This is a genomic window from Kitasatospora sp. NBC_01246 (genome assembly GCF_036226505.1).
Classification (GTDB): domain Bacteria; phylum Actinomycetota; class Actinomycetes; order Streptomycetales; family Streptomycetaceae; genus Kitasatospora.
On the sequence record NZ_CP108484.1, the window covers coordinates 5,520,398 to 5,546,950 of the forward strand.

The window sequence follows — 26,553 nt, forward strand, 5'->3', positions numbered from 1 at the left end:
CCCTCGGTCGGGAACCGGCTCCACCGGAGCCGGCAAATCGTACGGCCGGTTCGAGAGACCCGGCCGAGAGTCGAATACTTGCGGCCCTCAATGGCGGGCCGAGGATCGCAAACTAGGAGAGCAGGGAAGCCTGATGGCGGAGCTTACGATCCGTCCGGAGGAAATCCGGGACGCGCTGGCCGACTTTGTCCAGTCGTACCAGCCGGACGCCGCCTCGCGTGAAGAGGTCGGCACGGTCACTGACGCGGCGGACGGCATCGCCCATGTCGAGGGTCTGCCCTCGGTCATGGCGAACGAGCTGCTGAAGTTCGAGGACGGCACGCTCGGCCTCGCGCTGAACCTCGACACCCGTGAGATCGGTGTCGTCATCCTCGGTGAGTTCGGCGGCATCGAGGAGGGCCAGACGGTGCGCCGCACCGGCGAGGTCCTCTCCGTGCCGGTCGGCGACGGCTACCTCGGCCGCGTCGTGGACCCGCTGGGCAACGCGATCGACGGTCTGGGCGACATCGCCTCCACCGGCCGTCGCGCCCTGGAGCTGCAGGCCCCCGGCGTCATGGTCCGCAAGTCGGTCCACGAGCCGATGCAGACCGGTATCAAGGCCATCGACGCGATGACCCCGATCGGCCGCGGCCAGCGTCAGCTGATCATCGGCGACCGCCAGACCGGCAAGACCGCGGTGGCGATCGACACGATCATCAACCAGCGCGACAACTGGCGCTCGGGCGACCCGAAGAAGCAGGTCCGCTGCATCTACGTCGCCGTGGGCCAGAAGGGCTCCACCATCGCGTCCGTGCGTGGCGCCCTGGAGGAGGCCGGCGCGCTGGAGTACACCACGATCGTGGCTGCTCCCGCCTCCGACCCGGCCGGCTTCAAGTACCTCGCCCCGTACACCGGTTCGGCCATCGGCCAGGAGTGGATGTACGACGGCAAGCACGTCCTCATCATCTTCGACGACCTGTCGAAGCAGGCCGAGGCGTACCGCTCCGTGTCGCTGCTGCTCCGTCGTCCGCCGGGCCGCGAGGCCTACCCGGGTGACGTCTTCTACCTGCACTCCCGCCTGCTGGAGCGCTGCGCGAAGCTCTCCGACGAGCTGGGCGCCGGCTCGATGACCGGTCTGCCGATCATCGAGACCAAGGCCAACGACGTCTCGGCGTACATCCCGACCAACGTCATCTCGATCACCGACGGCCAGTGCTTCCTGGAGTCCGACCTGTTCAACGCCGGCATCCGCCCGGCCGTGAACGTCGGTATCTCGGTCTCCCGCGTCGGTGGTTCGGCCCAGATCAAGGCCATGAAGTCGGTCGCCGGCCGTCTGCGTCTGGACCTCGCCCAGTACCGTGAGCTGGAGGCCTTCGCCGGCTTCGGTTCCGACCTGGACGCGGCCTCCAAGGCCCAGCTGGAGCGCGGTGCGCGCATGGTCGAGCTGCTCAAGCAGGGCCAGTACCAGCCGTTCCCGGTCGAGGAGCAGGTCGTCTCCATCTGGGCCGGCACCACCGGCAAGCTGGACGACGTCCCGGTCGCGGAGATCCGCCGCTTCGAGCGCGAGTTCCTGGACCACCTGCGCCTTCAGCACAAGAACCTGCTGGCCGGCATCGTCGAGACCTCCAAGCTGGAGGACGGCACCATCGACGCGCTGACCTCCGCGATCGAGGCCTTCAAGCAGGGCTACACCACGGCTGACGGCAAGCTGCTCTCCGAGCAGGCCTGAGTCCGGTAGCGAGGGAAAGGACGTAACGACCCATGGGAGCACAGCTTCGGGTCTACAAGCGCCGGATCCGCTCTGTCACCGCGACGAAGAAGATCACCAAGGCGATGGAGATGATCTCCGCGGCGCGCATCGGTAAGGCGCAGCGCGCGGTGGCCGCCTCCACTCCGTACGCCGATGAACTCACCCGGGCGGTGACGGCGGTGGCCACCCGGTCCAACGCCAAGCACCCGCTCACCAGCGAGAACCCGGCCGCCACGCGCGCCGCGGTACTGCTGATCACGGCGGACCGCGGTCTGGCGGGCGGCTACTCGTCCAACGCCATCAAGGCCTCGCTGGTGCTCGCCGAGCGCCTGCGCGGCGAGGGCAAGGACGTGGTGACGTACGTCGTCGGCCGCAAGGGCGTCTCGTACTACAGCTTCCGTGACCTCGCGGTCGCGGAGTCGTGGACGGGCTTCTCGGACAAGCCGACGTACGGCGACGCCAAGGCGGTCTCGGCCGCTCTGATCTCGGCCTTCACGGCCGAGACGGACGGTGTCGACGAGGTCCACGTGATCTCGACGCGGTTCGAGTCCATGCTGACCCAGACCGCGGTGGACGCCCGGCTGCTGCCGCTGAAGCTCGACGAGGTCGAGCTCAGCGACGAGTCGAAGGCCACGCACGAGATCTTCCCGCTGTACGACTTCGAGCCGTCGGCGGAGGGCGTCCTCGACGCACTGCTGCCGCGGTACGTCGAGAGCCGGATCTACAACGCGCTGCTGCAGTCCGCCGCATCGGAGCACGCCGCTCGCCGGCGCGCGATGAAGAGCGCGACGGACAACGCCGGAGAGCTCATCAAGTCGCTTACGCGGCTTGCCAACTCGGCCCGTCAGGCCGAGATCACCCAGGAAATCAGCGAGATCGTCGGCGGTGCCAACGCCCTCGCCGACGCTAGCCGCGGGAGCGAATGAGAATGACCACCACTGTTGAGCCGACCACGGCGACGGGCCGCGTCGCGCGGGTCATCGGCCCGGTCGTCGACGTGGAGTTCCCCGTCGACGCGATTCCGGAGATGTTCAACGCCCTGCACGTCGAGGTGGACAACCCCGACGGCTCGGGCAAGAAGGTCCTGACCCTTGAGGTCGCGCAGCACCTCGGCGACGGCATGGTCCGCGGCATCTCGATGCAGCCGACCGACGGCCTGGTCCGTGGCGCGCAGGTCTCCGACACCGGCTCCGCCATCTCGGTGCCGGTCGGCCAGATCACCAAGGGCAAGGTCTTCAACGCCCTCGGTGAGGTGCTGAACGTCGACAAGGCCGAGTTCGAGGCCGAGGTCAAGGTCCGCTGGCCGATCCACCGCAAGGCGCCGGCCTTCAAGGACCTCGAGTCCAAGACCGAGATGTTCGAGACCGGCATCAAGGTCATCGACCTGCTCACCCCGTACGTCACCGGTGGCAAGATCGGTCTGTTCGGTGGTGCCGGTGTCGGCAAGACCGTTCTGATCCAGGAGATGATCTACCGCGTCGCCGAGAACTTCGGTGGTGTGTCGGTCTTCGCCGGCGTCGGCGAGCGCACTCGTGAGGGCAACGACCTCATCCACGAGATGGTGGACTCGGGCGTTCTGGACAAGACCGCGCTGGTCTTCGGCCAGATGGACGAGCCGCCGGGCACCCGTCTTCGCGTCGCGCTCTCCGCGCTGACCATGGCGGAGTACTTCCGTGACGTCGAGAAGCAGGACGTGCTCCTCTTCATCGACAACATCTTCCGGTTCACCCAGGCCGGTTCCGAGGTGTCGACCCTGCTCGGCCGGATGCCCTCCGCGGTGGGTTACCAGCCGAACCTGGCCGACGAGATGGGCCTCCTCCAGGAGCGCATCACCTCGACCCGCGGTCACTCGATCACCTCGATGCAGGCGATCTACGTCCCCGCGGACGACCTGACCGACCCGGCCCCGGCCACCACCTTCGCCCACCTGGACGCGACGACCGTTCTGTCGCGCCCGATCTCGGAGAAGGGCATCTACCCGGCCGTCGACCCGCTGGACTCCACGTCCCGCATCCTCGACCCGCGGTACATCGCGCAGACCCACTACGAGACGGCCATCCGTATCAAGGGGATCCTGCAGAAGTACAAGGACCTCCAGGACATCATCGCCATCCTCGGTATGGACGAGCTGTCGGAGGAGGACAAGATCACGGTCCACCGTGCCCGTCGCATCGAGCGCTTCCTCTCGCAGAACACCTACGTGGCGAAGCAGTTCACCGGCGTCGACGGTTCGACCGTGCCGCTGTCGGAGACCATCGAGGCCTTCAACGCGATCGCGGACGGCAAGTACGACTCCGTCCCCGAGCAGGCCTTCTTCATGTGCGGTGGCATCGAGGACCTCGAGAAGAACGCCGCCGAGCTCGCGAAGAAGTAGTCGCGTCCGGTAGCAGCCGAGTGTGATCGTGAGGGGTGGGCCCCAGCCCTGGGACCCACCCCTCACGTCGCACCGGCTGTGATTCCGGTCAAATCCGTGCCGCCGGTTTCATGCCGGGGGCGCGGGCCCGTTATTCTTACCGAAACTCCCGAGTAATCGGGGGTTGCATGAGCCTAGGAGCCCACGTTGGCTGAGCTGCACGTCGAGCTGGTCGCAGCCGACCGCAAGGTGTGGTCCGGTGCGGCCACCATCGTCGTCGCCCGTACGGCCTCCGGTGACACCGGCATCATGCCGGGGCACACCCCGGTGCTGAGCGTGCTGGAGACCGGTCCGGTCACCATCCGCACCGTGGACGGCGGCACCGTGATCGCCGCTGTGCACGGCGGCTTCATCTCCTTCGCCGACAACAAGCTGTCTCTGCTCGCGGAGATCGCCGAGCTGGCGGACGAGATCGACGTCGCGCGCGCCGAGCGTGCACTGGAGAAGGCACAGTCGGACCTGGACGAGCACGCCGAGCGACGCGCCGAGGTGCGTCTGTTCGCGGCGCGCGGTCTCAAGGCCCACGCCTGAGTGCGCCGGACCCTCGCTTAGCGGGGTCGACCGACGGTCCCGGGGACGCGTGAGCGTGACCCCGGGACTGTCGTCTCAGTTGGTAGGTCAACGCGGTCGCCTGATACGACCGATACGGGGAACGCGGGTAGCGAGGAGGTAGGTGAGCATGGTCCTCGCCCTTGTGGTGTGCGCGGCGGTCGTTGCGCTGGGCGTGATCGGCCTGGTGGCATTCGCGGTACGGCGCCGTGTGATCCAGCGGGTCGGCGGAACGTTCGATTGCAGTTACCGGCTCAAAATGCCCGCCGACGCCTCGACGCAGCCCGACCTCGACGAGAACGGCAAACCCACCTCGGCCCCGGTCCCCCAGACCGATGGCAAGGGGTGGGTTTTTGGTATCGGGCGCTACAGCGGTGACTCGATCGAGTGGTTCCGGGTCTTCTCGTACGCCCCGCGCCCGCGCCGGGTGCTCCCCCGCCGGGAGATCGAGGTGCTCGGCCGGCGCTACCCCGAGGGCCAGGAGGAGCTGGCGCTGCTCTCCGGCTCGGTCGTGCTCCGCTGCCTGCACAACGGCGCCCCGCTGGAGCTGGCGATGAGCGACGACGCCCTGACCGGCTTCCTCGCCTGGCTCGAAGCCGCCCCGCCCGGGCAGAGGGTGAATGTCGCGTAGCGACGAGACCCTCGGGTTGGGGGCACCTCCCGGCCGGAGGCTGGGGGAGGGTGAATGTCGCGTAGCGACGACACGCTCGGGTTGGGGGCACCTCCCGGCCGGAGGCTGGGGGAGGGTGAATGTCGCGTAGCGACGAGACCCTCGGGTTGGGGGCACCTCCCGGCCGGAGGCTGGGGGAGGGTGAATGTCGCGTAGCGACGAGACCCTCGGGCCGGGGGTTAACGCGGCCTAACCCGGCTCGCTAGGCTGGGCGGCATGGTCAATCTGACGCGCATCTACACCCGTACCGGCGACGACGGCACCACCGCGCTCGGTGACATGAGCCGCACGACCAAGACCGACCCGCGCCTGATCGCGTACGCCGACACCAACGAGGCCAACGCCGCGATCGGCGTGGCGATCGCCGCCGGAGGCCTCGCCGAGGACGTCACCGCGGTGCTCGTCCGGGTGCAGAACGACCTCTTCGACGTCGGCGCGGACCTGGCCACCCCGGTGGTGGAGGACCCGAAGTACCCGCCGCTGCGGGTGCTGCAGTCCTACATCGACAAGCTGGAGTCGGACTGCGACCACTACCTGGAGTCGCTGGAGAAGCTGCGCAGCTTCATCCTCCCCGGCGGCACCGTCGGCGCGGCCCACCTGCACCTGGCCTGCACGGTGGTGCGGCGGGCCGAGCGGGCCACCTGGGCGGCGATCGAGGAGCACGGGGACACCGTGAACCCGCTGACCGCCAAGTACCTCAACCGGCTGTCCGACCTGCTGTTCATCCTGGCCCGGGCGGCCAACAAGGAGCGTGGCGACGTGCTCTGGGTGCCGGGCGAGAACCGCTGAGCCGACCGCCCCGCCGACCGCCCCGCCGGTCGGCGGGGCGGTGGGGCGTCCGGCGGCGGGCCGCTACTGCTGCTGGGGGATCTTCCAGCCGACCACGTGCCCGTCCTCGACGATCGCGCCGGCCGGCGCCTCCTTGGGCCAGAGCGAGTAGCAGCCGGCCACGATCACGTTGATCCCGGCCGCCATGCCCAGCCGCAGGTACCAGCCGGTGAAGGTGCCGAAGTCGGCGGCGCCGTCGGAGAGCGGGACGAGCGCGGTGATCAGCGCCAGGGTGATGGCGGCCGAGACCACGGTGCGGCGGCAGAACTCCCACTCGTGGCGGGTCCGCGCGGGCCCGTACTTGGGGGCGCCCTTGGGCTTGGGGCCGCCGGCGAAGCGGTACTGGAAGTGCCGGTCGGCCCAGCGGACCAGGGACGGCCCGAAGCCGATCGAGAAGCCCGCGTAGCTCGCGGCCAGCGCGTGCGTCCAGCTCGCGGTGGCGCCGCCGCGCAGGTCGAGCACGGTGAGCACGAAGAGCGTGAGGTCCACCACCGGCAGGCCGACCAGCAGCGCGGTGCTCACCCCGCGCAGCCGCAGCAGGTAGCGGGTGGCGAGCCCGAGGGCGAGGAGCACCCAGAAGGCGACCTCGGCCCCGATGACGAGGGTGACGATCATGGTGACTCCCGGACTTCTCGGCGGTACCCCCCCAGCCTTGCCGCCCGGGGCGCCCCCGTCGTCGTCGCCGATGCCGAACCGGGCCTGCACCTTTCGATGTACGGCGGCTCCTCCCTGGACCGGAGCCGGGGGCCGGCCGGGGATGATCTGATGGGGGAGTGCGCAGACCGACACTCACCCCGTGGCAGGAGGACCGGGCGATCGCCCTCTTCGGGCTGGTCGGCGGGCTGGTGCTGATCGCGTCCAAGGTCTACGACCACTCCTCGGCCGTGCCGCGCTGGCTGGTGCTGCCGCCGCTGCTGGTCACGGCCGCGCTGGAGCTGTTCCGGCGCACCCGCCCGATCCTGACGGTGACGCTCGGCGGGGCGGTCTTCGCGGCGAGCATCTTCAGCGGTGCGCTGATCGCGACCACCATCATGTACACCGACCTGCTCTACGCGGCGGTGGTCTACGGGCGCCCGCGGATGTCCCGCGTCCTGCACCTGTCCGGCGCCGCCTCGGTGCTCGTCCTGAGCAGCCTGTCCTTCCTGTACAGCGACGCCCCGACGGCGCTGGCCGTCGTGGTGCTCACCTCGCTGATCTTCCTCGGACCGGTGTGGACCGGGGACCTGGTGCGCAGGCACCGCGAGGAGGCGGAGAGCCAGCGGCTGCGCGCCGAGCAGACCGCGCTGCTCTCCGAGATGGACCGGCGCGAGGCGGTGGTCGCCGAACGGGCGCGGATGGCGAGGGAGTTGCACGACGTGGTGGCCAACCACCTGTCGGCCATCGCGATCCACGCCACCGGCGCCCAGTCGGTGGCCCGGCGCCAGCACCGGACGGCGGAGGATCCGCTGGTGGCGGCGCTGGGGGTGATCCGGGAGAACAGCGTGCAGGGATTGGCCGAAATGCGCCGCATGATCGGGCTGCTGCGCGACAACGGCGGCGGCGAGGCCGACGCGTCGTACGCCGCGCCCGACCTGGGTGCGGTGGACGCGCTGCTGGCCAAGGCCGGGGACGCCGGGCGGGCCGTGGGGCTGGAGTTCGAGCTCGCGGAGCACGGCGAGCGCGGGGAGCCGGCGGTGCCGGTCGGGCTGGCGGCGTACCGGATCGTGCAGGAGTCGCTCACCAACGCGCTCAAGCACGCCGGCCCGGGCCGGGTGCACGTCCTGCTGGAGTACCTTTCGCAGGAGCTGCGGATCACCGTGGACAGCCCGTACCGCACCGACGTGGGCCGGGAGCTGCCCGGCGCCCGGGCGGGGATGGTGGGCATGCGGGAACGGGCCGGGCTGCTCGGTGGCAGCTTCGAGGCCGGTCCGGTCGGGGACCGCTGGACAGTACGGGCGGTGCTGCCGCGGGAGCCGGTGGCGGTGGAAGGGGAGCGGCGGGCATGACGATTCGGGTGCTGGTGGCCGAGGACCAGGCGGCCGTCCGGGCGGCGCTGGTGATGATCCTGCGGGCGGAGCCGGACCTGGAGGTGGTCGGGGAGGCCGCGGACGGCGAGGAGGCGGTGCGGCTGGCCCTGGAACTGCGGCCCGACGTCGTCCTGATGGACGTGCAGATGCCCCGGCTGGACGGCGTCTCGGCGACCGGCCGGGTGGTGGCCGCGGGGGCCGCCCAGGTGCTGGTGCTGACCACCTTCGACCTGGACGAGTACGTCTACGGCGCGCTGCGGGCCGGCGCGGCCGGCTTCCTGCTGAAGGACCTGGAGGCGGACACCCTGGTCGAGGGCATCCGCACGGTGGCGCGCGGGGACGGCATGTTGGCGCCCTCGGTGACCAGGCGGCTGATCGGCACCTTCGCCCGCCCCGGCCGCGCGGTCGGACCCGAGACGCGGGAGTCGGTGTCGGGGCTCACCCCGCGCGAGCGGGAGGTGCTGGCCTGCATCGGCGCGGGGATGTCGAACGGCGAGATCGCCGAGCGGCTGGAGATGGCCGAGGCGACCACCAAGACGCACGTCAGCCGGATCCTCGCCAAGCTGCGGATGCGCAGCCGGGTGCAGGCGGCGATCCTCGCGCAGGACCTCGGTCTGACGATCTGAACGACGGCCTTCCGGTATCGGGCCAGGTCAGTCGCAGATCACACTCCCGGATGACACCACGGCGGGCGGAAGGGCATTAGAGTCCGGCGCATGAGCGGCGCGGCTCATGAGCGGGTGACCCCTGCGCTGAGCCGCCTTCAGGGCCCGCCCGCAGGGCGGCGACGGCATCCGGGAGACCCAGCCATGAGCAACGCGTCCAGCAAGCAGATCGCCGTGATCGGTGCCGGCCTGATGGGTGCCGGTATCGCCCAGGTCTCCGCCCAGGCCGGACACCCGGTGGTGCTGCGGGACGTCACCGAGGCCGCGCTGCAGCGCGGTGTGGCCGGTATCCGGGCCTCGTACGAGAAGTTCGTCGCCAAGGGCCGGCTGACCGCCGAGGACGCCGAGGCGGCGCTCGGCCGGATCACCACCACGACGGACCTGGGCGCGGTGGCCGAGGCCGACATCGTGGTCGAGGCGGTCTTCGAGCAGTTGGACGTCAAGGAAGCCGTCTTCAAGGAGCTCGACAAGCTCGCCAAGGACGGCGCGGTCCTGGCCTCCAACACCTCGGCCATCCCGATCACCCGGATCGCCGCCGCCACCGGGCGCCCCGAGTCGGTCGTCGGCGTGCACTTCTTCTCGCCGGTGCCGCTGATGCGCCTGGTGGAGCTGGTGCGCGGCTACAAGACCAGCGACGGGACGCTCGCCACCGCGCGCGCCTTCGCCGAGGGGGTCGGCAAGGAGGTCGTGGTGGTCAACCGCGACGTGGCCGGCTTCGTCACCACCCGCCTGATCATGGCGCTGGTGGTCGAGGCCGCCAAGCTGTACGAGTCGGGCGTCGCCAGCGCCGAGGACATCGACACCGCCTGCCGGCTCGGTTTCGGACACGCCATGGGCCCGCTGGAGACCGCCGACCTGACCGGCGTCGACATCCTGCTGCACGCCGCCCGGAACATCTACGCCGAGACCAAGGACGAGAAGTTCGCCGCGCCGGAGATCATGGCCCGCATGGTCACCGCCGGTGACCTGGGCCGCAAGAGCGGGCAGGGCTTCTACCCGTACCCGGCCAAGTGACCCGCCGGGGCCGCTGACCGACCGGGCCGTGCGGTCGCAGCACCGTACGGCCCACCTCGCCGGGGGCGGGTGAGTTTCCTCACGCCGGGTGCCGCAGACGGGTGATTTGGGCGGTAATCGAGCGTAGGTGTGGAGACTTCCTGCGTATATTCCCTCGGACGAGTGAAGTTGCTTCAGATCTGGCCGGAACCAGCAACCTGCGGACCTGGTTCACCGTCAGATGAGGGGGACCCGGCCCACGCCGACGATGCTGCGGCCGGCCCGGGCGCGGGGCTCCACGCCCGCCCGGTGGACACCCGATCCGGGCCCGCGCGGCCGGGGCGGAACGACCCGTACCAGTGACCGCCAGGCGGAGGAGGAGACCATGCGCATCACGGGCGACCAGACGGCGCTGGCCATCGAGGGCCGCCTCGACGTGCGCACCGCCGCCGACGCGCGGGTCCGGCTGCACCAGGCCGTCGACGGCGGTCGGGGCGACCTCGTACTGGACCTCACCCGGCTGGAGTTCTGGGACGCCACCGGCCTCGGTGTGATCATGGGGACCCACCGCCGGGCCGGCCGGATCGGCCGCCGGCTGGTGCTGCGCTCCGTCCCGGCGCAGCTCCAGCGCCTGCTGGTGGCCACCCGGCTGCACCGCATCCTCGCCGTCGAGGGTGTCGTCCCCGAGCCCTACGGTGCCACGCTGCCCGCCCTCGGCCCGGTGCTCTAGGGCTCCCGCGCGCCCTCCGGGGAGGGACCGCCCTGCGCGGTCCGGACCGGATGTGCAAGAGTCTGCCGTCAGAAGACGGCCGCCGGGGACAGGACCGGCTCCTTCCCGCCCCGGCGGGGTGGGGGTCCCCCCGGCCGGAGGCAGGGGCGCGCCCCCGGTCCGGAACGGCCGTACCGAGTCGTCGGCCGACCAGGGGCGGAGCAGATCGTGGGACAGCCATCCGGTGAGTTCCGGCAGGAAGCCGTCCGCACCCGGGGCGGTGAGCTGGTCTCCGGGGCCCTGCTGGTGACCGTCGGCACCCCGGAGGGGTCCGAGGTCCGGCCCTGCCCCGAGGAGTGGCGGCCCCGCCCGCGCCGGATCGGGCGCACCGAACCCGCCCGCGGACCGGTCGGCGGCCCCGGCCGCGCGGTCGGACCGCTCGCCCTCGGTGCCGGCCCGGCCGACCTGCCGCTGCTCGACCGCGAGGCCGACATCGCCCACCTGCTCGGCCTGCTCGCCGAAGGGCGTTCGATACGCCTGGTCGGCCAGGCCGGCTCGGGTCGCAGCGCCCTGCTCTCGGCGGTCGCCGAGGCGGCGGGCGACCTCGCGCCCGGCGGCGTCGTCCAGCTCTGCGGTCATCGCCGCACCGGCGACGACCTGCTCCAGGACCTCTTCGCCGCCACCCACCAGGCCCCCGGCTTCCGGCCCGACCCGGGGCAGCTCGCCGAGCACCTCGCGCAGGTCGGCGCGGTCGTGGTCGTCGACGAGGTCGAACCGGCCGGCGCGGAGCTGGAGCGGGTGCTCGCCGCCGCCCCCGACTGCGCCTTCCTGATATCCGTCGCGCCCGACAGCCCGCCGCTGTCCGCCGACTCCCGGCTGCGGGACCACCTGGTGGCCGGGCTCTCCCGGTCCGCCTGTCTCGCGCTCGCCGCCCGGCTGGCCGGCCGGCCCCTGGACGCGGCCGAGAAGGCCTGGGCGGTCGACCTCTGGTTCGAGTCCGAGGGGCTGCCGCTGCGCTTCGTCCAGGCCGCCGCGCTGCTGCGTCAGCGGGACGTCGCCGTGGACGCGCTGGTCGCCGCGGAGGAGGACCGGCTGGACGTCTTCGGCGCGGTCGAGGAGCCCGACCGGCACCCCGACCCGGCGGTCCGTGAGAGCGAGCTGCGCGGGGCCGTCCCGCTGCCGTCGGTGGCCGAGAGCGCCTCGCCCGCAGTCCGGCTCGCCGAGGGCCTCAGCGAGCCGGCCCAGGCCGTGCTGAGGCTCGCGGTGGCGCTCGGCGGTGAGTGCCCGACCGCGCCGCACCTGCCCGCGCTGATCGACGTCGGCCAGGGCGAGAGCGCGCTGCACGAACTCGCCGACGCCGGGCTGGCGGTGTCCATCGGCGGCCACCACCGGCTCACCGCGGGCGCGCTGGACCTGCTCGCCCCGCACTGGCCGGCCCGCCGCAGCGTCGACGGCGCCGCCCAGCACTTCGCCTGGTGGCTCGGGCACAGCTCGGTCTCCACGGAGCAGATCGCCGCCGAGGCGGAGGTGGTGATCGGGGTGCTGCTGGCCGACCGGGCCGCCGGCCGGCACGCGGCCGTCCTGCGGCTGGCCCGGGCGGCCGGCCCCGCGCTGGCCCTGGCGCTGCGCTGGGGCGCCTGGGAGCGCGCCCTGCTGCTCGGCCTGGAGGCCGCCCGCAACACCGGCTCCCGGGCCGACGAGGCCTGGTTCCACCACGAGTTGGGCGTCTACGCGATCTGCGTCCGGGAGCCCGGGCGGGCCGTCGCCGAACTGGAGTCCGCCCTCACCCTGCGGGCCGCGCTCGGCGAGCCGCGCGGGGCCGCCGGCGCCCGCCGGATGCTCGATCTGCTGCGCGCCGACGGCCGGCAGCTGCCCGCCGCGGCGACGACCGCCCCGGCGCCCGTCCGACGTCCCGTCATCCGGGCCATCGCGCAGGTGCCGTGGCGGTTCAAGACCACCCCCGGCACGGCCGGCGGCACCCGGCGCACGGTGATCGCCGCCTCGGCGGCCGTCCTCGCGCTCGGCGTGCTGGGGACGGCGGTCGGGCTGAGCGTCACCGGGCCGGACGAGCACCGCGGCAACGACCCGCTCAGCAGTACGGACGACGGCACCGGCCTGCCGGCGGGGCGGCCGGCGCCCCGGCCGAGCCTGAGCCCCGAACCGACGCTGTCCGACGACGCGTCGGGCTCGCAGGGCCCGCAGACCCCGCCCGCGCAGGACCCGGCGGGCCCGGAGTCGTCGGCGGGCGGCGGGACTTCGCACTCGCCCTCGGCGTCCGGGTCGGCGTCGAAGAAGCCGAGCAAGTCGCCGACCGCGACCGGCTCGCAGTCGCCGTCCCCGGGCCAGTCGCAACCGCCGGTGGTCCCGTCCGTGCCGCCGCCGGTTCAGCCGACCGTCCCGCCCTCGGTGCCGACCAGTTCCGGTCCGGGCACGACGCCCCCGACGACCGCTCCGTCGACCCCGGGCTCCCCGACCACCGCGCCGAGCACGCCCGGGACCCCTTCGCCGACGGCGACCGGCACGGTCACACCGGGCTGATCGGTCAGAACAGCTTGAGCTTGTCGTCGTCGATGCCGCGCAGCCCGTCGTAGTCGAGCACCACGCAGCCGATGCCGCGGTCGGTGGCGAGGACGCGGGCCTGCGGCTTGATCTCCTGCGCGGCGAACACGCCCTTCACCGGGGCGAGCAGCGGGTCGCGGTTGAGCAGCTCCAGGTAGCGGGTGAGCTGCTCGACGCCGTCGATCTCGCCGCGGCGCTTGATCTCGACGGCGACGGTCGTGCCGTCGGAGTCGCGGCAGAGGATGTCGACCGGGCCGATCGCGGTCGGGTACTCGCGGCGGATGAGCGACCAGCCGGCGCCGAGCACCTCCATCCGGTCGGCCAGCAGCTCCTGGAGGTGTGCTTCGACACCGTCCTTGATCAGGCCGGGGTCCACCCCGAGTTCGTGGGAGGAGTCGTGGAGCACCTCCTCCAGCGTGATGATGAGCTTCTCGCCGGCCTTGTTGATCACTGTCCAGACCCCGTCGCCCACCTTGAGGGTGCACGGCGGGGACATCCAGTTGAGCGGCTTGTAGGCGCGGTCGTCGGCGTGGATGCTGACGCTGCCGTCGGCCTTGACCAGGATGAGCCTGGTGGCGGAGGGCAGATGGGCGGAGAGCCGACCGGCATAGTCGACTGAGCAGCGGGCAATTACGAGACGCACGGTCGACCACGCTAGCCCACCGGGGCCAGTTGATGCGATTCCGCGACGGCCGGGTGAAGAATCCGCGAACCCCGCGAACATGGAAGTTCGGCGATCCCGCGAATGCCTGTCGGCACTCTGGCGCCCATTCCCACGGGCAGCTACGGTGTGTGACGGCTTGCTTGCAGCGGAGCTGTCAACGGGGACGGAGACTTCAGGTGAACGATCCAGCAGGATCCGGCCAATCTGGTGCAGCAAGGCGTATTTACGGAGCAATCCACAGGAATCCCCGGCCTCGCCCCCGATCGGCTGCCACGCTGTCCTGAGCGGCCGGTGCCCCCGACGCGTCCTCCGACGCGGCCTCGGCGCCGCCGCCTCCGCGCGGTGCCGGAAACAGCCGTCCGACGGCGTTCCGGACATCACGCGCGTTTCGCCCACCCTCACCCTCAGCTTGGACTACGCATCACCACCCGGGCGCCGCGCGGGTGGACCGCGAGAGGAGAATCCATGTCGCTCGACGTCTCACCGGCCCTGCTGGAAAAGGCCGAGCGGGGCGAGGTCGACGAGCGGGAATTCGTCGACTGCGTCCGCGTCTCCCTGCCGTACGCCTGGGAGCTGATCAGTTCGCTGGTCGCCCAGGCGAAGGTCGACGGCACCGACTTCGCCGACAACCACGTTCCGCCGCCCAGCGAGCAGGCCCGCGGCCAGCTCCTCCGGGCCCTCGCCAGCGACGCCATCCGGGGTGCGCTGCAGCGCCACTTCGGCGTCCGGCTGGCCTTCCAGAACTGTCACCGGGTGGCGGTGTTCCTGCCGTCGGACTCCAACGAGGCGCGGTTCGATCGCTTCACGTCCGTCCGGGAGCAGCTGCTCAACCAGTCCGAGGAACTCCGGGACTGCTGATCGCGCGGGCCGACCGTGCCGGTTCGACGGTGCGGGGAACGCCGGTGCCGCCGCCGCGGCACCGGAACCGCCACCGGGCCGCCCCACTCCGCTCAGGGGAGGGGCGGCCCGGCGACGTCAGCCCAGCTGCGGCAGCACCTCGGAGCCGAGCCGGGCGATGTTCCGCAGGGTGGCCTCACGGTCGCCGCTGCCCTCGGCGAGGAGGGCGAAGCGCCGGATGCCGGTGCGCTCGGCGGTGGCCAGCAGCCGGTCGGCACACTGCTTCGGCGTTCCCACCGCGTGCAGGTCGCAGAGCAGTTCGGTGTACGCGTGCGGGTCGCGCATCTTGCGCTCCCGGCCGTCCACCGTGCGGTGGGCGCCGAGCCCGTACTCGAACCAGCCGGGCATCGCGCGCAGCAGCGTGGCCCGGGCCGTCGAGGTCCGGTCGTCGACCTGCGCCACCCCGGCCGCGACGTGCTGGCGGCCGATCCGGCGCAGCTGTTCCTCGCCGCGCCCGGCGGCCAGCCAGGCGGTGCGGTAGAGCTCCAGCATCCGCAGCTTGTCGTCGTCCCCGGAGTGCATGCCGAGCAGCATCGGCAGGCCGCGTTCGGCGGCGAGCCGGACCCCGCCGGGTGAGGTGCAGGCCACCACCAGCGGCGGGCCGGCCACCGGGCGCCCCGAGGCGGTGAGTTCGTCGACGGGCGCGTCCGCCTCCACCCGCTGGCGGGGGAAGCGCAGCAGCCCGGACTGGTCGCCGAGCCCGAGCCAGGCGCCGAGGTCGGGCCGGCGGGGCGGTTCGGTGGCACGCGGCACCACGGCCACCTCGGGGAAGCTGAACTGCGGGCCGTCCGCGCCCACCCGGGAGCCGCGCAGCCAGCGCAGCAGCAGGTCGAGCCGCTCCGGGAAGCCCTGCTCGAAGGCCTCCACCCCGCCGCCGAAGACATCGAGGTCGATCCACGGACCACCGCGCCCCACCCCGAGCGTAAAGCGCCCGCCGGAGACCAGGTGCAGCATCGCGGCCTGCTCGCCGAGGGCCACCGGGTGCGCGGTGGAGAGCACGCTGACCGCCGTGCCGATCCCGATCCGGCGGGTGCGGCCGAGCAGCATCGCGGCGAGCGTGGCCGCGTTCGGGCAGACGCCGTAGGGGACGAAGTGGTGCTCGGCGAGCCAGACGCTGTCCAGGCCGGCCCGTTCGGCCTCGACGGTGGCCCGGACCGTCCGGTCCAGCGCCTCGCCGTGGGTCTGTCCGGGGAACTGGGCCGAGAGCAGGAAGGCACCGACCTTGACCGGTGCGGTGTCCGCGGGGCGTGCGGCGGAGCGCTGGGGCGCCGGCAGGGGGGCGCCGGTGGCGGTGGCCGGGCCGGCGGTCGTGGGTGCCGGGCCGACGGTGGGCGGCCGGACTCCGACGGGTCGGCGGGTCTCGGCGCGGGCGCTGGTCTTGGTCATCCTTGGGCCTCCTCGGGTGCGCGCAGGGTCTGCGGGCCCCGCCTCTCCCCTTGTGAGTAACCGATGTCATGTGCCAATGGCACGCCGAACCACGAATTTCACAGAAGAACGGGTGGATATCACGGGAAACACCGAAGCACCGGGCGGCGCCGTGATAGTGGCTTCTAGGGGTGCGCGCCGGCCGTAACCTGGAACGGTCACGAGCCCCCGTAGAGAGGTAGCCAGACGTGTCGCCCCGCCGCAACCGGATCAAGAGCGCAGCCGATCACGAGGACTCGGCGCCGGCCGCCCCGCTCGGCGGCGCGCTGCGCCGCACCGAGAGCTACCGGGGGGACGAGTGGGTGGTGCAGACGGTGGCCGGCACCGCCGGCCGGCACTACCGCTGCCCGGGCTGCGACCAGGAGATCCCGCCGGGCGTGGGCCACGTGGTGGCGTGGCCGATGTACGGGGCCGGGGTGGACGACCGCCGGCACTGGCACCGGGCGTGCTGGGGCGCCCGCGACCGCCGGGCCTCGAACATCCAGCGCGGCCGCGGCGCACCCCGGTACTGAGGGCGCCGCGGCCGCGTCGGCGAGCCGGTCAGGCGTCGCGGTTCTTCAGCACCAGCGTGCCGCCGACCAGCGCGGCCACCGTCCAGGCCAGGCAGATCGCGAAGCCGGCCCACGGCCCGTACGGCTGGTTGTGCTGCTCGTAGACGAGCATCATCCGCGAGCCCGCGTAGTCGGGGAAGTAGTGCGCCAGCGTCTTGACCTTCGGCACCGCCGAGAGGATCGGCGAGAGCAGGAAGAAGAACGGCACCAGCACGCCCAGCGCCAGCGTCTGGTTGTGCAGCATCGCGGTGACGCCGGCCGAGAAGAGGCAGAGCAGCGTCAGGTACATCGCCGCGCCGAACACCGCGCGCAGCACGTGCGGCTCGCCGAGGCTGGTGGAGTGGTCGCCGAGCAGCGCCTGGCCGACGAAGAACGTGATGAACGCGGTGACCAGGGAGACCGCGAAGGCCAGCGCGCCGAGCACCACCATCTTGCCGGTGAGCAGGGTCCCGCGCTGCGGGACGGCCGCCAGGGTGACCCTGATCATCCCGCTGCTGTACTCGTTGCCGACCGCCAGCACGCCGAAGACGATGATGGCCAGTTCGCCGAGGATGATGCCGGAGAAGGCCGTCCCGGTGGCGTCGAACGGGCTGTCCGCGTCGCCCCGGAACTCCTCGAAGTTGTTGTTGGTGAGCAGCGACAGCAGGGCGCCGATACCGAGGGTGACCACGAAGGCCAGCGCGAGCGTCCAGACCGTCGACCGGACACTGCGGATCTTCGTCCACTCGGAGCGCAGCACCGCGGGGAAGGACGCCATCTCAGTTCTCCTTCTGCTGTACGGCCGCCGGCTCCTGCTGCGCCGCCGCGCCCTGCCAGTTCGCGCCCCAGGTGCCGGGCGCCCCGGCCGCGTCGCGGCTCTCACCGCTCCCCGCGTGGTACTCCACCGAGTCGGCGGTCATCTGCATGAAGGCCTCCTCCAGCGAGGCCTGCTGGGGGCTCAGCTCGTGCAGCACCACCCCGTGGGCGGCGGCCAGGTCGCCGAGCGCGGCGAGCTCGCCGTCGACCACCTCGTAGGAGCCGTCCGGGCCCGGTTCGCCGCGCAGCCCGGCACCGGCCAGGACGTCCAGCAGCCGCTCGGGCTGGGGGCTGCGCAGGCGGACGGCGGTGCGGGAGTTGCGCCGGATGAACTCGGCCATCGGCAGGTCGGCGAGGAGCCGGCCCCGGCCGATGACGACCAGGTGGTCGGCGGTGACGGCCATCTCGCTCATCAGGTGGGAGGAGACGAAGACGGTCCGGCCCTCGGCGGCGAGGCGCTTCATCAGGTTGCGGATCCAGAGGATGCCCTCCGGGTCCAGCCCGTTGACCGGCTCGTCGAACATCACGATCTCCGGGTCCCCGAGCAGGGCGGAGGCGATGCCGAGCCGCTGGCCCATGCCGAGCGAGAAGCCGCGGGCGCGCTTGCGGGCGACCGGGGTGAGGCCGACCAGGGCGAGCACCTCGTCGACCCGCCCGGTGGGGATGCGGTTGCTCTGGGCGAGCCAGAGCAGGTGGTCGCGGGCGGTCCGGCCGGGGTGGACGGCCTTGGCCTCCAGCAGTGCCCCGATGTACTTCAGCGGCTCGCTGAGCTGCCCGTATCTCTTGCCGTCGATGGTGACGCGGCCGCCGGAGGGCCGGTCGAGGTCCAGGATCATCCGCATGGTGGTGGACTTGCCGGCGCCGTTGGGGCCGAGGAACCCGGTGACCACACCCTGCGGCACCTGGAAGCTGAGCCGGTCCACCGCGAGCGTCTTGCCGTAACGCTTGGTCAGTTCGTGCAACTCGATCATTCGCGCTCCCTCACTCTCCGTCAGGCTATGACAAACCGGACAGGGTGGCCCGCTGAGTGGGCCCGCCGGGCGCACCGAACTACGGTGGGCGCATGACCCAGCTCCCCTCCGCATTGTCGGTCCGCGAGAGTGGTACCGGAATGCCCCTCGTGCTCCTGCACGCCTTCCCGCTCGATGCCTCGATGTGGTCCGCCCAACTGGACGGGCTGCCCGGGACGACCGGCCACGAGGCCCGGGTGCTCGCGCCCGACCAGCGCGGCTTCGGCAGTACCGAGCTGGGCACGGACGAGCCCTCGCTGGACGCGGTGGCCGACGACGTCGCCCTGCTGCTGGACGCGGCCGGGATCGACCGGGCGGTGATCGGCGGTCTCTCGATGGGCGGGTACGTGGCGCTCGCCTTCGCCCGCCGCCACCCGCGGCGGATGGCCGGTCTGCTGCTGGCCAACACCAAGGCGACCGCCGACACGGACACCGCCCGGGCCAACCGCGAGCGGATCGCCGCCGCCGTCCTGGCCCGGGACAGCGTCCAGCTGCTGCTCGACGAGCGGATGGCGGCGGGCCAGCTCGGGCCGGACTCCGGGCACCTGGTCGACCGCGTCCAGGGCATGATCGCCGCCGCGTCGCCGGCGGCGGTGGCCTGGGCGCAGCGGGCGATGGCGGCCCGGCCGCAGACCCTGGACGTGCTCGCCGGGGTACGGGTGCCGACCGCCGTCGTGGCGGGGGAGCTGGACGGCCTGATGCCGCTCGAAGAGGCCGAGCTGATGGTGCGGGCGCGGCCCGACGCCGAGTTGACCGTCATCCCCGGCGTGGGGCACCTGAGCGCGCTGGAGGCGCCGGAGGCGTTCGACGCGGCGGTGCGCGGGCTGCTGGCGCGGGTGACGCGATGAAGGAGGAGCGGGCGGAGACCGGCGGCTGGGACTTCTCGGCGCTGGAGGTGACCGGCCGGGTACCGGTCACCAACCGCGGGGAGGGGCTGCTCGAACTGACCCTGGAGCCGCTCGGCGAGGACTACTGGATGCGTCCGGGGGAGACCTTCATCGTCACCTCGTACGGCGACTACGGCTCCGGACACCCCTTCGAGGTGCAGTACTGGCGGGACTCGGTCTCGGTCTGGTGCACCTCGTGGTTCGGCACCGTCTCGGACGACGACGGCAACCAGCTGAGCTGTGGCCACCAGCGGCCCGACGGGGCCTATCCGCGGTGAACCCGGGGAGTGGGGAGTCGGGCCGGCCGACTTCCCGCTCCGGGCCGCCAGGGGCCGCCAGGGAGCCGTCCCGGGGCCGTCGCCGGGGGACAGCAGGACGGGCCCCCACCCGCAAGGGTGGGGGCCCGTCCTGCCGCGGCGTCAGCGCGACTGCTGGGCGGGCACGCCCATGGTGTCGTCGTTCGGCAGCGAGGCGGCGGCCACGGCCGCGCCGGTCAGCGTCGCCAGCATCTCGCGGACGTTGGTCAGCTGGGCGTTGATGCTGTCGCGGCGGTTGGTGAGCGCCGCCAGCTCGCGCTCGGACTCGCTGCGGATCCGGTCGGCCTTGGCGTTGGCGTCGGCCACGATGTCCTCGGACTGGCGCTGGGCCGTCTCCACCGTCTGGCGGGCGCGGCGCTCGGCGTCGGTGCGCAGCTTCTCGGCCTCCAGGCGCAGCTGCTCGGCCCGGTGCTCGATCTCGGCCAGGCGCTTCTCGGCCTTGGCCTGACGGGCGGCCAGGTCGCGCTCGGACTGCTCGCGGCGCTTGGCCAGGTTGGTCTCGAACTCCAGCGCGGCCTGGGCGGCCTTGGTGCGGGTCTCCTCGAAGAGGGCGTCCGCCTCCTCGCGCTTGTTCTGGGCGTCCTTGTTGGCCTCGGCGCGCAGCTGGGCGCTGTCGCTCTTGGCCTTGTCGACGATCCGCAGACCCTCGTCCTCGGCCTTGGCCTTGCGGTCCTTGGCGTAGTTCTCGGCCTCGGTGCGGACCTGCTGGGCGGCGGCCTCGGCGAGCTCGCGGTGCTGCTCGGCGGCGCGGTGCGCCTCGTCGCGCAGGTCCTTGGCCTCCTCCTCGGCGAGTCGCAGGATCTTCTCGACCCGGGCGCCGAGACCGGCGTAGGAGGGCTCCGCCTCGGTGACCGCCGCCTGCGCGGTCTGGGTCTCCAGGTGGAGCTCCTCGATGCGCTTCTCCAGCGCGCTGATCCGGGTCAGGGCACTGTCACGGTCGGCCACCAGCTTGGTGATCCGCTCGTCGACCTGGGCGCGCTCGTACCCACGGCGCACCAGGTCGAAGCCGTGAGGGGAGTGACTGTCGCTCATGGGGTTCTGGGCTTCCTGTCGTCAAACCGCTGAGGTGGTTGAGGGAATCCTGACACGGTACCGGAGTGTCGTCGGCGAAATGCCGTTGTCTTGCGGAGAATGTCCGCTCAATCGGGTGGTGCGCTGCCGGAACGATTGCCACCCGACCGGGGGGAGCCGACTCCGGCACCCGCCTTGGCCCCCCCGTCTTTCTTGCTCGTACTTCCCCCGTTTGCCTGCACGACCGGTGACGGTGCTTCGAACGCCTCCAGCGCGGACAGCACGTCCTGCACCCTGGAGATCTCGGTGTTGATGTCCTTGCGGCGGCGCACCAGCTCGTCCAGCTCGCGCCGGCCCTCGTCGGTGACCCGCTTCGCCTCGGCCCGTGCCTCGGCGAGCACCCGCTCGGCCTCCGCCTTCGCCAGCTCGATCTGCTCGTCGGCGGCCTCGTCGGCGGTCCGCAGGCGCTTCTCCGCCTCGGCCGCCGCCGTCTCGATCCGCTCCTCGGACTCCTCCTGGGCGGACTTCAGCTTGGCCTCGGCCTTGATGATCAGGGCCTCGGCGCGGTCGGTCGAGTCGGCCAGCTTGGTCTCGGCCTCCTTCAGCAGGCCCTCGGCCTTGCGGACGGCCGAGATCCGGACCTTGCTGGCCTCGGCGGACGCCTGCGAGTTCAGCTCGTTGGCGTGCTCCTCGGCGGCCGCGATCAGCGCCGCCGCCCGCTCCTCGGCCTCGGCGACGGCGGCCACCGCCTGCTCCTCGGCCTCGGTCAGCTGCTCCTGGGCGGCCGTCACCAGCGCGTCCACCCGCTCGCCGGCCGACTTCATCGCCTGCGCGTTCTCCTTGCGGGCGCGCTCGTGCAGGGCCTCCACCTCGGCGTCGGTGCGCTCGCGCAGCTCCTCGGCGCGCTCGCGGATCGCGGTGGCGTCCCGGCGGGCCTCGGAGAGCAGGGCGTCGGCGTCGGCCCGGGCCTTCTCGACCGCGGCCTGCCCGGCCGCCTCGCCGGCCGCGACCAGCCGGTCGGCCTCCTTGCGGGCGGCCGCGACCATCGCGTCCGCCTGCTCCTCGGCGGCGGCGGTGGTGGCCAGCGCGGTGGTCTGGGCGTCCTCGCCGAGCGCCTCGGCGTCGGCGAAGGCCCGCTCCAGGACGGACTTGGCCTGCTCGCGGGTGGCCTTGTCGAAATGCTCGGCGGCCTCGCGGATCTCCGCGTCGAAGGCGTCGGCGCGGGCGTGGGTGTCCGCGTCGTAGTCGTCCGCGAGGGACCGGGTGGCCAGCGCGTACTCCTCGGCCTCGGCCCGCAGCGCGGCGGCGAACTCCTCGGCCTCGGCGATCGTGGCGGCGGCCCGCTCCTCGGCGGCGGCGCGCTGCTGCTCGGCGTTCTCCCGGGCGGCGTGCAGTTCGGCCTCGGCCTCGGCGCGCAGCTGCTCGTCGTAGGCCTGCGCCTCGGCGCGGCGGCGGGCCAGCTCGGCCTCGGCGGCCTGGCGCTCGCCGGCCAGCTCCAGCTCGGTCTGCTCGCGCAGCGCGGTCGTCTCGGCGGCGGTCCGGGCCCGCAGGTCCGCGGTCTCCCGGTCGGCCAGGGCCCGCTGTTCGGCGGTCTCCCGGTCGGCGGTCTCGTGCTGCTCGGCGATCGCGCGGGCGGTGCGCTCGCGCAGCTCGGCGGTCTCCCGGTCGGCCAGCGCGCGCTGCTCGGTGGTCTCCCGCTCGGCGGTGTCGCGCAGTTCGGCGGCGGCCTGCTCGGCCTCCCGGCGGACCTCGGCGGCCTCGCGCTCGGCGGTGGCCCGCAGCTCGGCGATCTGCAGGGACGCGGCCTCGTGCATCCCGGCCACCGACTGGCGGACCTCGGCGGCCTCGTCCTCGGCGTTGGCGACCAGCTCGGCGGCCTCGGTCCTGGCCGCGGCCGTCAGCTTCTCGCCGTCGATGCCGGCCTGCTCCAGCACCGCCCGCGCCTCGGCGCGGATCGACTCGGCGGTGGCACGCGCCTCGGACAGCTCCCGGCCGGCCTCGGCCCGGACGGTCTCGGCCTGCTCGGAGGCCAGGGCCAGGTCGGCCTCGGCCCGCTCGCGCAGCGCCGAAGCGGCGGCCTCGGCCTCGGCCGTCCGCTGCTCGGCGGCGGCCCGGGCGGCCTCCAGCGCCTCCTCGGCCTCCGCCCGCAGACGGGCCGTCTCGGCGGCGGTGTACTCGGTGAGTTCGGCGGCGGTCCGTTCGGCTTCGGTGCGGAGTCGGTCGGCGTGGGCCTCGGCGGCTTCGCGGAGCGCGGTGGTCTCGGCGGCGGTGCGCTCGGTGAGTTCGGCGGCGGTCCGTTCGGCTTCGGTGCGGAGTCGGTCGGCGTGGGCCTCGGCGGCTTCGCGGAGCGCGGTGGTCTCGGCGGCGGTGCGCTCGGTGAGTTCGGCGGCGCTCTGTTCGGCTTCGGTGCGGAGTCGGTCGGCGTGGGCCTCGGCGGCTTCGCGGAGCGCGGTGGTCTCGGCGGCGGTGCGCTCGGTGAGTTCGGCGGCGGCCGTCTCGGCCTGCTCGCGGGCGGTTCGGGCGGCGGCCAGCTGCTCGGCGGTCTCCTCGCGCTCGCGGAGCAGACCGGCGGCGGCCTCCTCGCGCTCGCGCCGGCTCTCCTCGCGCAGCGCCTCGGCGGCGGCGTCGGCCTCGGCCCGGGTCCGGGCCAGCTCGGCGTCGGCCTCGGCGCGCAGCCGCTCGGCGTCGGCGACCGCGGCGTCCAGCACGGCGGTGGCCTCGGCCTGCGCGTCGGCCCGGACGGCCTGCGCGTCGGCGTTCGCCCCGGCCCGCACCCGCTGATCGAACTCGGTTGCCTCGCGGCGCAGTTCGGCGGTCTCACGCTCGGCGGCGGAGCGGTTCTCGGCGGCCGCGGCCTTGGCCGCGGCGAGCGCGTCCTGGCCCTGCTGCTCGGCACCGGCGACGATCTTCTCGGCCTCGGCGCGGGCCCGGTCGAGGGTCTGCTCGGCGCGGCCCTGGGTCTCGGCGGCCTGCTGCTTGGTCTGCTCGCGCAGCCGCTCGATCTCGGCGGCCGCGCCGGCGCGCAGCTCGTCCGCGTCCGTCTTGGCCCTGGTCAGCAGCTCCTCGGCGTTCTTCGCCGACTCCTCGATCTGCACGACGGCCTGCCGGCGGGCCTCGCCGCGGACCCGGTCGGCCTCGGCGGCGGCCTGGGCGCGCAGCTCCTCGGCCTCGGCCCGCAGCCGGGCGGCCTCGTCCTGCATCTGCCGGACCCGCTCGCGGATGCCGGCCGCGTCGTCCAGGGCGGCGTTCTGGGCCTGCTCGACGGCGGCCTGCGCCTGCTCGCGCAGCCGCTCCGCCTCGGCGGCGGCCTCGGCGCGGATCCGCTCGGCCTCCGTGGTGGCCTCGGCCCTGGCGGTCTCGGCGTCCTGGTTGGCCCGGCCCAGCATCTCCTCGGCCGTCTTGGCGGCCTTGGCGAGGTGGACGGTGGCGTCCTTGGCGCCGGCCGCCCGGCCGGCCTCCTCGGCCTCGCTGCGCAGCTGCTCGGCGGCGGCCTCGGCCTGGGCCCGCAGCTCGGCGACGTCGCGCTCGGCCTGCGAGCGCAGCTCCGCGATGGCGGCCTCGGCCTCGGACCGCAGCTGGCCGGCGACCGACTCGGCGGTGGCGCGCAGCCGTTCGCTCTCCTCGGCGGCGGCCGCCTTGGCGGCCTCCGCCTCGGCCTGCTTGGTGGCGGCCTCGGCCCGGATGGCCTCGGCCTGCTTGGTCGCCTGGGCGACCATCCTGGCGACCTCGGCGCGGGCGGTCTGCGAGCGCTGCTCGCTGGCGGCCTCGCCGTCGGCGACCTTGCGGACGGCGGCGGCCTCGGCATCGGCCTGGAGCTGCTCGGCGGCGGCCTCGGCCTGGGCGCGGAGCTCGGCGGACTCCCGACGGGTGCGCTCGGCCTCGGCGATCGCCTCGGCGCGCAGCCGCTCGATCTCGGCCTGGGCGTGGGCGAGCGCCTCCTCGGCGCGGGCCTGCTCGGCGCTGGCGTGCTCCTTGAGCCGGCCGATCTCGGCCTGCGCGGCGGCGAGCTGCTGTTCGGCGGCGGCGTGCGCGGCGGCCAGCTGCTGCTGGGCCTCGCCGCGGGCGGCGTTCACGTCGGCGGCGGCCTGGGCGCCGGCCTGCTGGGCCTGCTCTGAGGCGGCGCGCAGCAGGCGCTCGGCGTCGGTCTGGGCGCGGTGGAGGGCGGCCTCGGCGGCGGCCTGGGCCTCACCGCGGGCGGCGTCGACGTCGGCGGCGGTCTGGGCGCGGGCGTGGTCGGACAGCGCGGCGGCCTCGGCGCGGGCCGCGGCCATCATCCGCTCGGCCTCGGCGCGGGCCTCCTGGAGCAGGCGCTGGGCCTCCTGCTCGGTGCCGGCCCGGGTCTGCTCGGCCCAGTTGACGTTCTCGTTGACGTGCTGTTCGGCGCTGCGCCGCAGCTCGGTGAGCTCGTCCTCCAGCTGGCGGCGGCGGGCGGCCAGCTCGGCCTCCAGCCGGGCGGTGCGCTCGGCGGCCTCGGCCATCAGGCGCTGGGTGGCCTGCTGGGAGTCGCGCAGCTGCCGCTCGGCGTCGGCACGCAGCTGCTGGGCCTGCATCTCGGCGGTGCGGAGCAGCTGCTCGGCCTGGCCGGAGACGGCGTCGAAAGCACGCGGCTGGGCGAGCATGCGACGGGACTCGTGCAGCTTGGCCCGGAGCACCTCCACCTGGTAGGCGAGGTCCTCGGCATGCTCGACGGTCTTGTCCCGCTCCTTGCGAGTCCGATCCATCTCGGCCTCGAACTGGGAGAGGTGATCGTCAACCTCGTAGCGGTCGTAGCCCCGCACTCCGCGGTCCCATCCATCTCCTGGTCGCGTCCTCGACCCGGCCGCACCCCGGCTCCCGTGTCCGGGGCCCCGGTCCGACTGGTCCTTGCATCCGCAGCCGGTGGACGGCCCCTGTTCTGGTCGGGGGCGTCCGCCACGGTTGTCGAAGTCCTGGGCGTCGGAGCGCGGTCGTGCCGCGTTCCCCCGTCCGGGTGGACTCCTGGGCGAACTCTTGCCTTGTGGAGAATGGTGACAGATCCGAACTGCGACTGTTCAGCCGTGCCCGCGTAATGGACTCCCCTGCGACGGGCCGGTCCACCGCTGGGCGGACAGGCCTGTCATCGGCCGTGCCCGTCGCCTCCGTCCCCCGGAGTCTTCGCGCACCTGGGCATTGTAGTGGGAGCGTCCCACGGGGGAATGGCCGCGTAGGGGTTTTCCGGGCATCGGGCGACATTACTGACGGGTCATGAGGGCCGCGGGCCCCTCGGCGGGCCCTGGGCGGACCCCCGGCGGGTGCCGTCGGAACCCGACGGCACCCGGGTGCGGGTCAGTGCTCGTCGTGCTCGCCGGGCTCTGCGGCGGTGACCAGCTCGGTCAGCACACCGCCGCAGTCCTTGGGGTGCAGGAAGGTGATCCGGGAGCCCATCGAGCCGATCCGGGGCTGCTCGTAGAGGACCCGGATGCCCTTGGCGCGGATGGACTCGGAGTCGCCGTCCACGTCGGCGGTGCCGAACGCGATGTGGTGGACGCCCTCGCCGTTCTTCTCCATCCACTTGCCGACGGCGGAGTCGGGCCGGGTGGGCTCCAGCAGCTGGAGGTAGGAGGCGCCGCCGTCACCGGTGTCGTTGATCTTGAGCATGGCCTCGCGCACCCCCTGCTCCTCGTTGACCTCGCTGTGGAACACCTCGAAGCCGTAGGTGGCGCGGTAGAACTCGACCGTCTTGTCGAGGTCTCGGCAGGCGATGCCGATATGGTCGATGCGGGTGAGCACGGTGGCCTCCGGGTCTGGGCGGGCTACGGGACGGCAACAGTGCAGCGCATGCGGCCGGGGTGCGCCAGCGATCCGGGTGCGAGCCTGCTCACACGGGCGGGGTTCACCCGGACCGGGTTGACACGGT

Annotated in this window: 23 protein-coding genes; 15 read left to right on the plus strand and 8 right to left on the minus strand. The window is 73.1% G+C overall.

Annotation, left to right across the window (positions count from 1 at the left end; all coding sequences use genetic code 11):
* Window positions 1-133: 133 nt before the first annotated feature.
* From atpA to OG618_RS24095, 6 genes are all read left to right on the plus strand, one after another.
* Entirely contained in the window at window positions 134-1,708 is a 1,575-nt protein-coding gene (gene atpA, locus OG618_RS24070; protein ID WP_329489617.1) for a F0F1 ATP synthase subunit alpha, read from the plus strand.
* Window positions 1,709-1,740: 32 nt separating this feature from the next.
* Entirely contained in the window at window positions 1,741-2,655 is a 915-nt protein-coding gene (locus OG618_RS24075) for a F0F1 ATP synthase subunit gamma (protein WP_329489618.1), read from the plus strand.
* A gap of 2 nt (window positions 2,656-2,657) precedes the next feature.
* Entirely contained in the window at window positions 2,658-4,103 is a 1,446-nt protein-coding gene (gene atpD, locus OG618_RS24080; protein ID WP_329489619.1) for a F0F1 ATP synthase subunit beta, read from the plus strand.
* A 186-nt stretch (window positions 4,104-4,289) separates the two neighbouring features.
* The gene (locus OG618_RS24085) at window positions 4,290-4,673 is read left to right on the plus strand and encodes a F0F1 ATP synthase subunit epsilon (protein WP_148642910.1); all 384 of its coding nucleotides are present in this window, start codon (window positions 4,290-4,292) and stop codon (window positions 4,671-4,673) included.
* Window positions 4,674-4,821: 148 nt separating this feature from the next.
* Complete coding sequence (locus OG618_RS24090) at window positions 4,822-5,322, plus strand: DUF2550 domain-containing protein (RefSeq protein WP_329489620.1); 501 nt, start codon at window positions 4,822-4,824, stop codon at window positions 5,320-5,322.
* Between the two features lie 255 nt (window positions 5,323-5,577).
* The gene (locus tag OG618_RS24095) at window positions 5,578-6,150 is read left to right on the plus strand and encodes a cob(I)yrinic acid a,c-diamide adenosyltransferase (protein ID WP_329489621.1); all 573 of its coding nucleotides are present in this window, start codon (window positions 5,578-5,580) and stop codon (window positions 6,148-6,150) included.
* A gap of 63 nt (window positions 6,151-6,213) precedes the next feature.
* On the opposite strand, the gene OG618_RS24100 is transcribed toward OG618_RS24095, so the two are convergent.
* Window positions 6,214-6,804, minus strand: coding sequence for a hypothetical protein (locus OG618_RS24100; protein ID WP_329489622.1), 591 nt, complete (start codon window positions 6,802-6,804; stop codon window positions 6,214-6,216).
* A 158-nt stretch (window positions 6,805-6,962) separates the two neighbouring features.
* Between OG618_RS24100 and OG618_RS24105 the strand changes: the two genes are divergently transcribed.
* The 5 genes from OG618_RS24105 (at window position 6,963) to OG618_RS24125 (ending at window position 13,100) form a co-directional block, all read left to right on the plus strand.
* Window positions 6,963-8,174 (plus strand): sensor histidine kinase, encoded by a 1,212-nt coding sequence (locus OG618_RS24105; RefSeq protein WP_329489623.1) that lies wholly within the window; start codon window positions 6,963-6,965, stop codon window positions 8,172-8,174.
* Window positions 8,171-8,821 (plus strand): response regulator transcription factor, encoded by a 651-nt coding sequence (locus tag OG618_RS24110; protein ID WP_329489624.1) that lies wholly within the window; start codon window positions 8,171-8,173, stop codon window positions 8,819-8,821. Before OG618_RS24105 ends, OG618_RS24110 begins: the two co-directional genes overlap by 4 nt.
* Window positions 8,822-9,004: 183 nt before the next feature.
* Complete coding sequence (locus OG618_RS24115; protein ID WP_329489625.1) at window positions 9,005-9,874, plus strand: 3-hydroxyacyl-CoA dehydrogenase family protein; 870 nt, start codon at window positions 9,005-9,007, stop codon at window positions 9,872-9,874.
* A gap of 364 nt (window positions 9,875-10,238) precedes the next feature.
* A complete protein-coding gene (locus tag OG618_RS24120) occupies window positions 10,239-10,583 on the plus strand; it encodes an STAS domain-containing protein (RefSeq protein WP_329489626.1) in 345 nt (114 codons plus the stop codon).
* A gap of 207 nt (window positions 10,584-10,790) precedes the next feature.
* Complete coding sequence (locus tag OG618_RS24125; protein WP_329489627.1) at window positions 10,791-13,100, plus strand: ATP-binding protein; 2,310 nt, start codon at window positions 10,791-10,793, stop codon at window positions 13,098-13,100.
* 4 nt (window positions 13,101-13,104) lie between these two features.
* Here the strand turns inward: OG618_RS24125 and nucS are convergent, their stop codons facing one another.
* Entirely contained in the window at window positions 13,105-13,764 is a 660-nt protein-coding gene (gene nucS, locus OG618_RS24130) for an endonuclease NucS (protein ID WP_329489628.1), read from the minus strand.
* A 486-nt stretch (window positions 13,765-14,250) separates the two neighbouring features.
* On the opposite strand from nucS, the gene OG618_RS24135 reads away from it, so the two are divergent.
* Window positions 14,251-14,643: an SCO5389 family protein gene (locus OG618_RS24135; protein ID WP_329489629.1), complete on the plus strand. Its 393-nt coding sequence runs from the start codon at window positions 14,251-14,253 to the stop codon at window positions 14,641-14,643.
* Between the two features lie 117 nt (window positions 14,644-14,760).
* Here the strand turns inward: OG618_RS24135 and OG618_RS24140 are convergent, their stop codons facing one another.
* The gene (locus OG618_RS24140; protein WP_329489630.1) at window positions 14,761-16,068 is read right to left on the minus strand and encodes an LLM class flavin-dependent oxidoreductase; all 1,308 of its coding nucleotides are present in this window, start codon (window positions 16,066-16,068) and stop codon (window positions 14,761-14,763) included.
* Between the two features lie 227 nt (window positions 16,069-16,295).
* Between OG618_RS24140 and OG618_RS24145 the strand changes: the two genes are divergently transcribed.
* On the plus strand, window positions 16,296-16,619 hold the full coding sequence (locus OG618_RS24145) for an ATP/GTP-binding protein (RefSeq protein ID WP_329489631.1): 324 nt from the start codon (window positions 16,296-16,298) through the stop codon (window positions 16,617-16,619).
* Window positions 16,620-16,647: 28 nt separating this feature from the next.
* On the opposite strand, the gene OG618_RS24150 is transcribed toward OG618_RS24145, so the two are convergent.
* A complete protein-coding gene (locus OG618_RS24150; protein WP_329489632.1) occupies window positions 16,648-17,415 on the minus strand; it encodes an ABC transporter permease subunit in 768 nt (255 codons plus the stop codon).
* 1 nt (window position 17,416) lies between these two features.
* On the minus strand, window positions 17,417-18,424 hold the full coding sequence (locus OG618_RS24155) for an ABC transporter ATP-binding protein (protein WP_329489633.1): 1,008 nt from the start codon (window positions 18,422-18,424) through the stop codon (window positions 17,417-17,419).
* A 92-nt stretch (window positions 18,425-18,516) separates the two neighbouring features.
* Here OG618_RS24155 and OG618_RS24160 point away from each other — a divergent pair, with 92 nt between their 5' ends.
* Together OG618_RS24160 and OG618_RS24165 are read left to right on the plus strand one after the other, a co-directional pair.
* Window positions 18,517-19,311, plus strand: a complete 795-nt coding sequence (locus OG618_RS24160) for an alpha/beta fold hydrolase (RefSeq protein WP_329489634.1) — start codon at window positions 18,517-18,519, stop codon at window positions 19,309-19,311.
* On the plus strand, window positions 19,308-19,628 hold the full coding sequence (locus OG618_RS24165; protein ID WP_329489635.1) for a hypothetical protein: 321 nt from the start codon (window positions 19,308-19,310) through the stop codon (window positions 19,626-19,628). Before OG618_RS24160 ends, OG618_RS24165 begins: the two co-directional genes overlap by 4 nt.
* A 141-nt stretch (window positions 19,629-19,769) precedes the next feature.
* Here OG618_RS24165 and OG618_RS24170 read toward each other — a convergent pair whose 3' ends face one another.
* The 3 genes from OG618_RS24170 to mce form a co-directional block, all read right to left on the minus strand.
* A complete protein-coding gene (locus tag OG618_RS24170) occupies window positions 19,770-20,699 on the minus strand; it encodes a cellulose-binding protein (RefSeq protein WP_218201876.1) in 930 nt (309 codons plus the stop codon).
* Window positions 20,700-20,806: 107 nt separating this feature from the next.
* Complete coding sequence (locus tag OG618_RS24175; protein ID WP_329489636.1) at window positions 20,807-25,456, minus strand: hypothetical protein; 4,650 nt, start codon at window positions 25,454-25,456, stop codon at window positions 20,807-20,809.
* Between the two features lie 526 nt (window positions 25,457-25,982).
* Window positions 25,983-26,426 carry a methylmalonyl-CoA epimerase gene (mce, locus tag OG618_RS24180; protein WP_329489637.1) on the minus strand — a complete coding sequence of 148 codons (444 nt, stop codon included), beginning with the start codon at window positions 26,424-26,426 and terminating at the stop codon, window positions 25,983-25,985.
* Window positions 26,427-26,553: the final 127 nt, after the last annotated feature.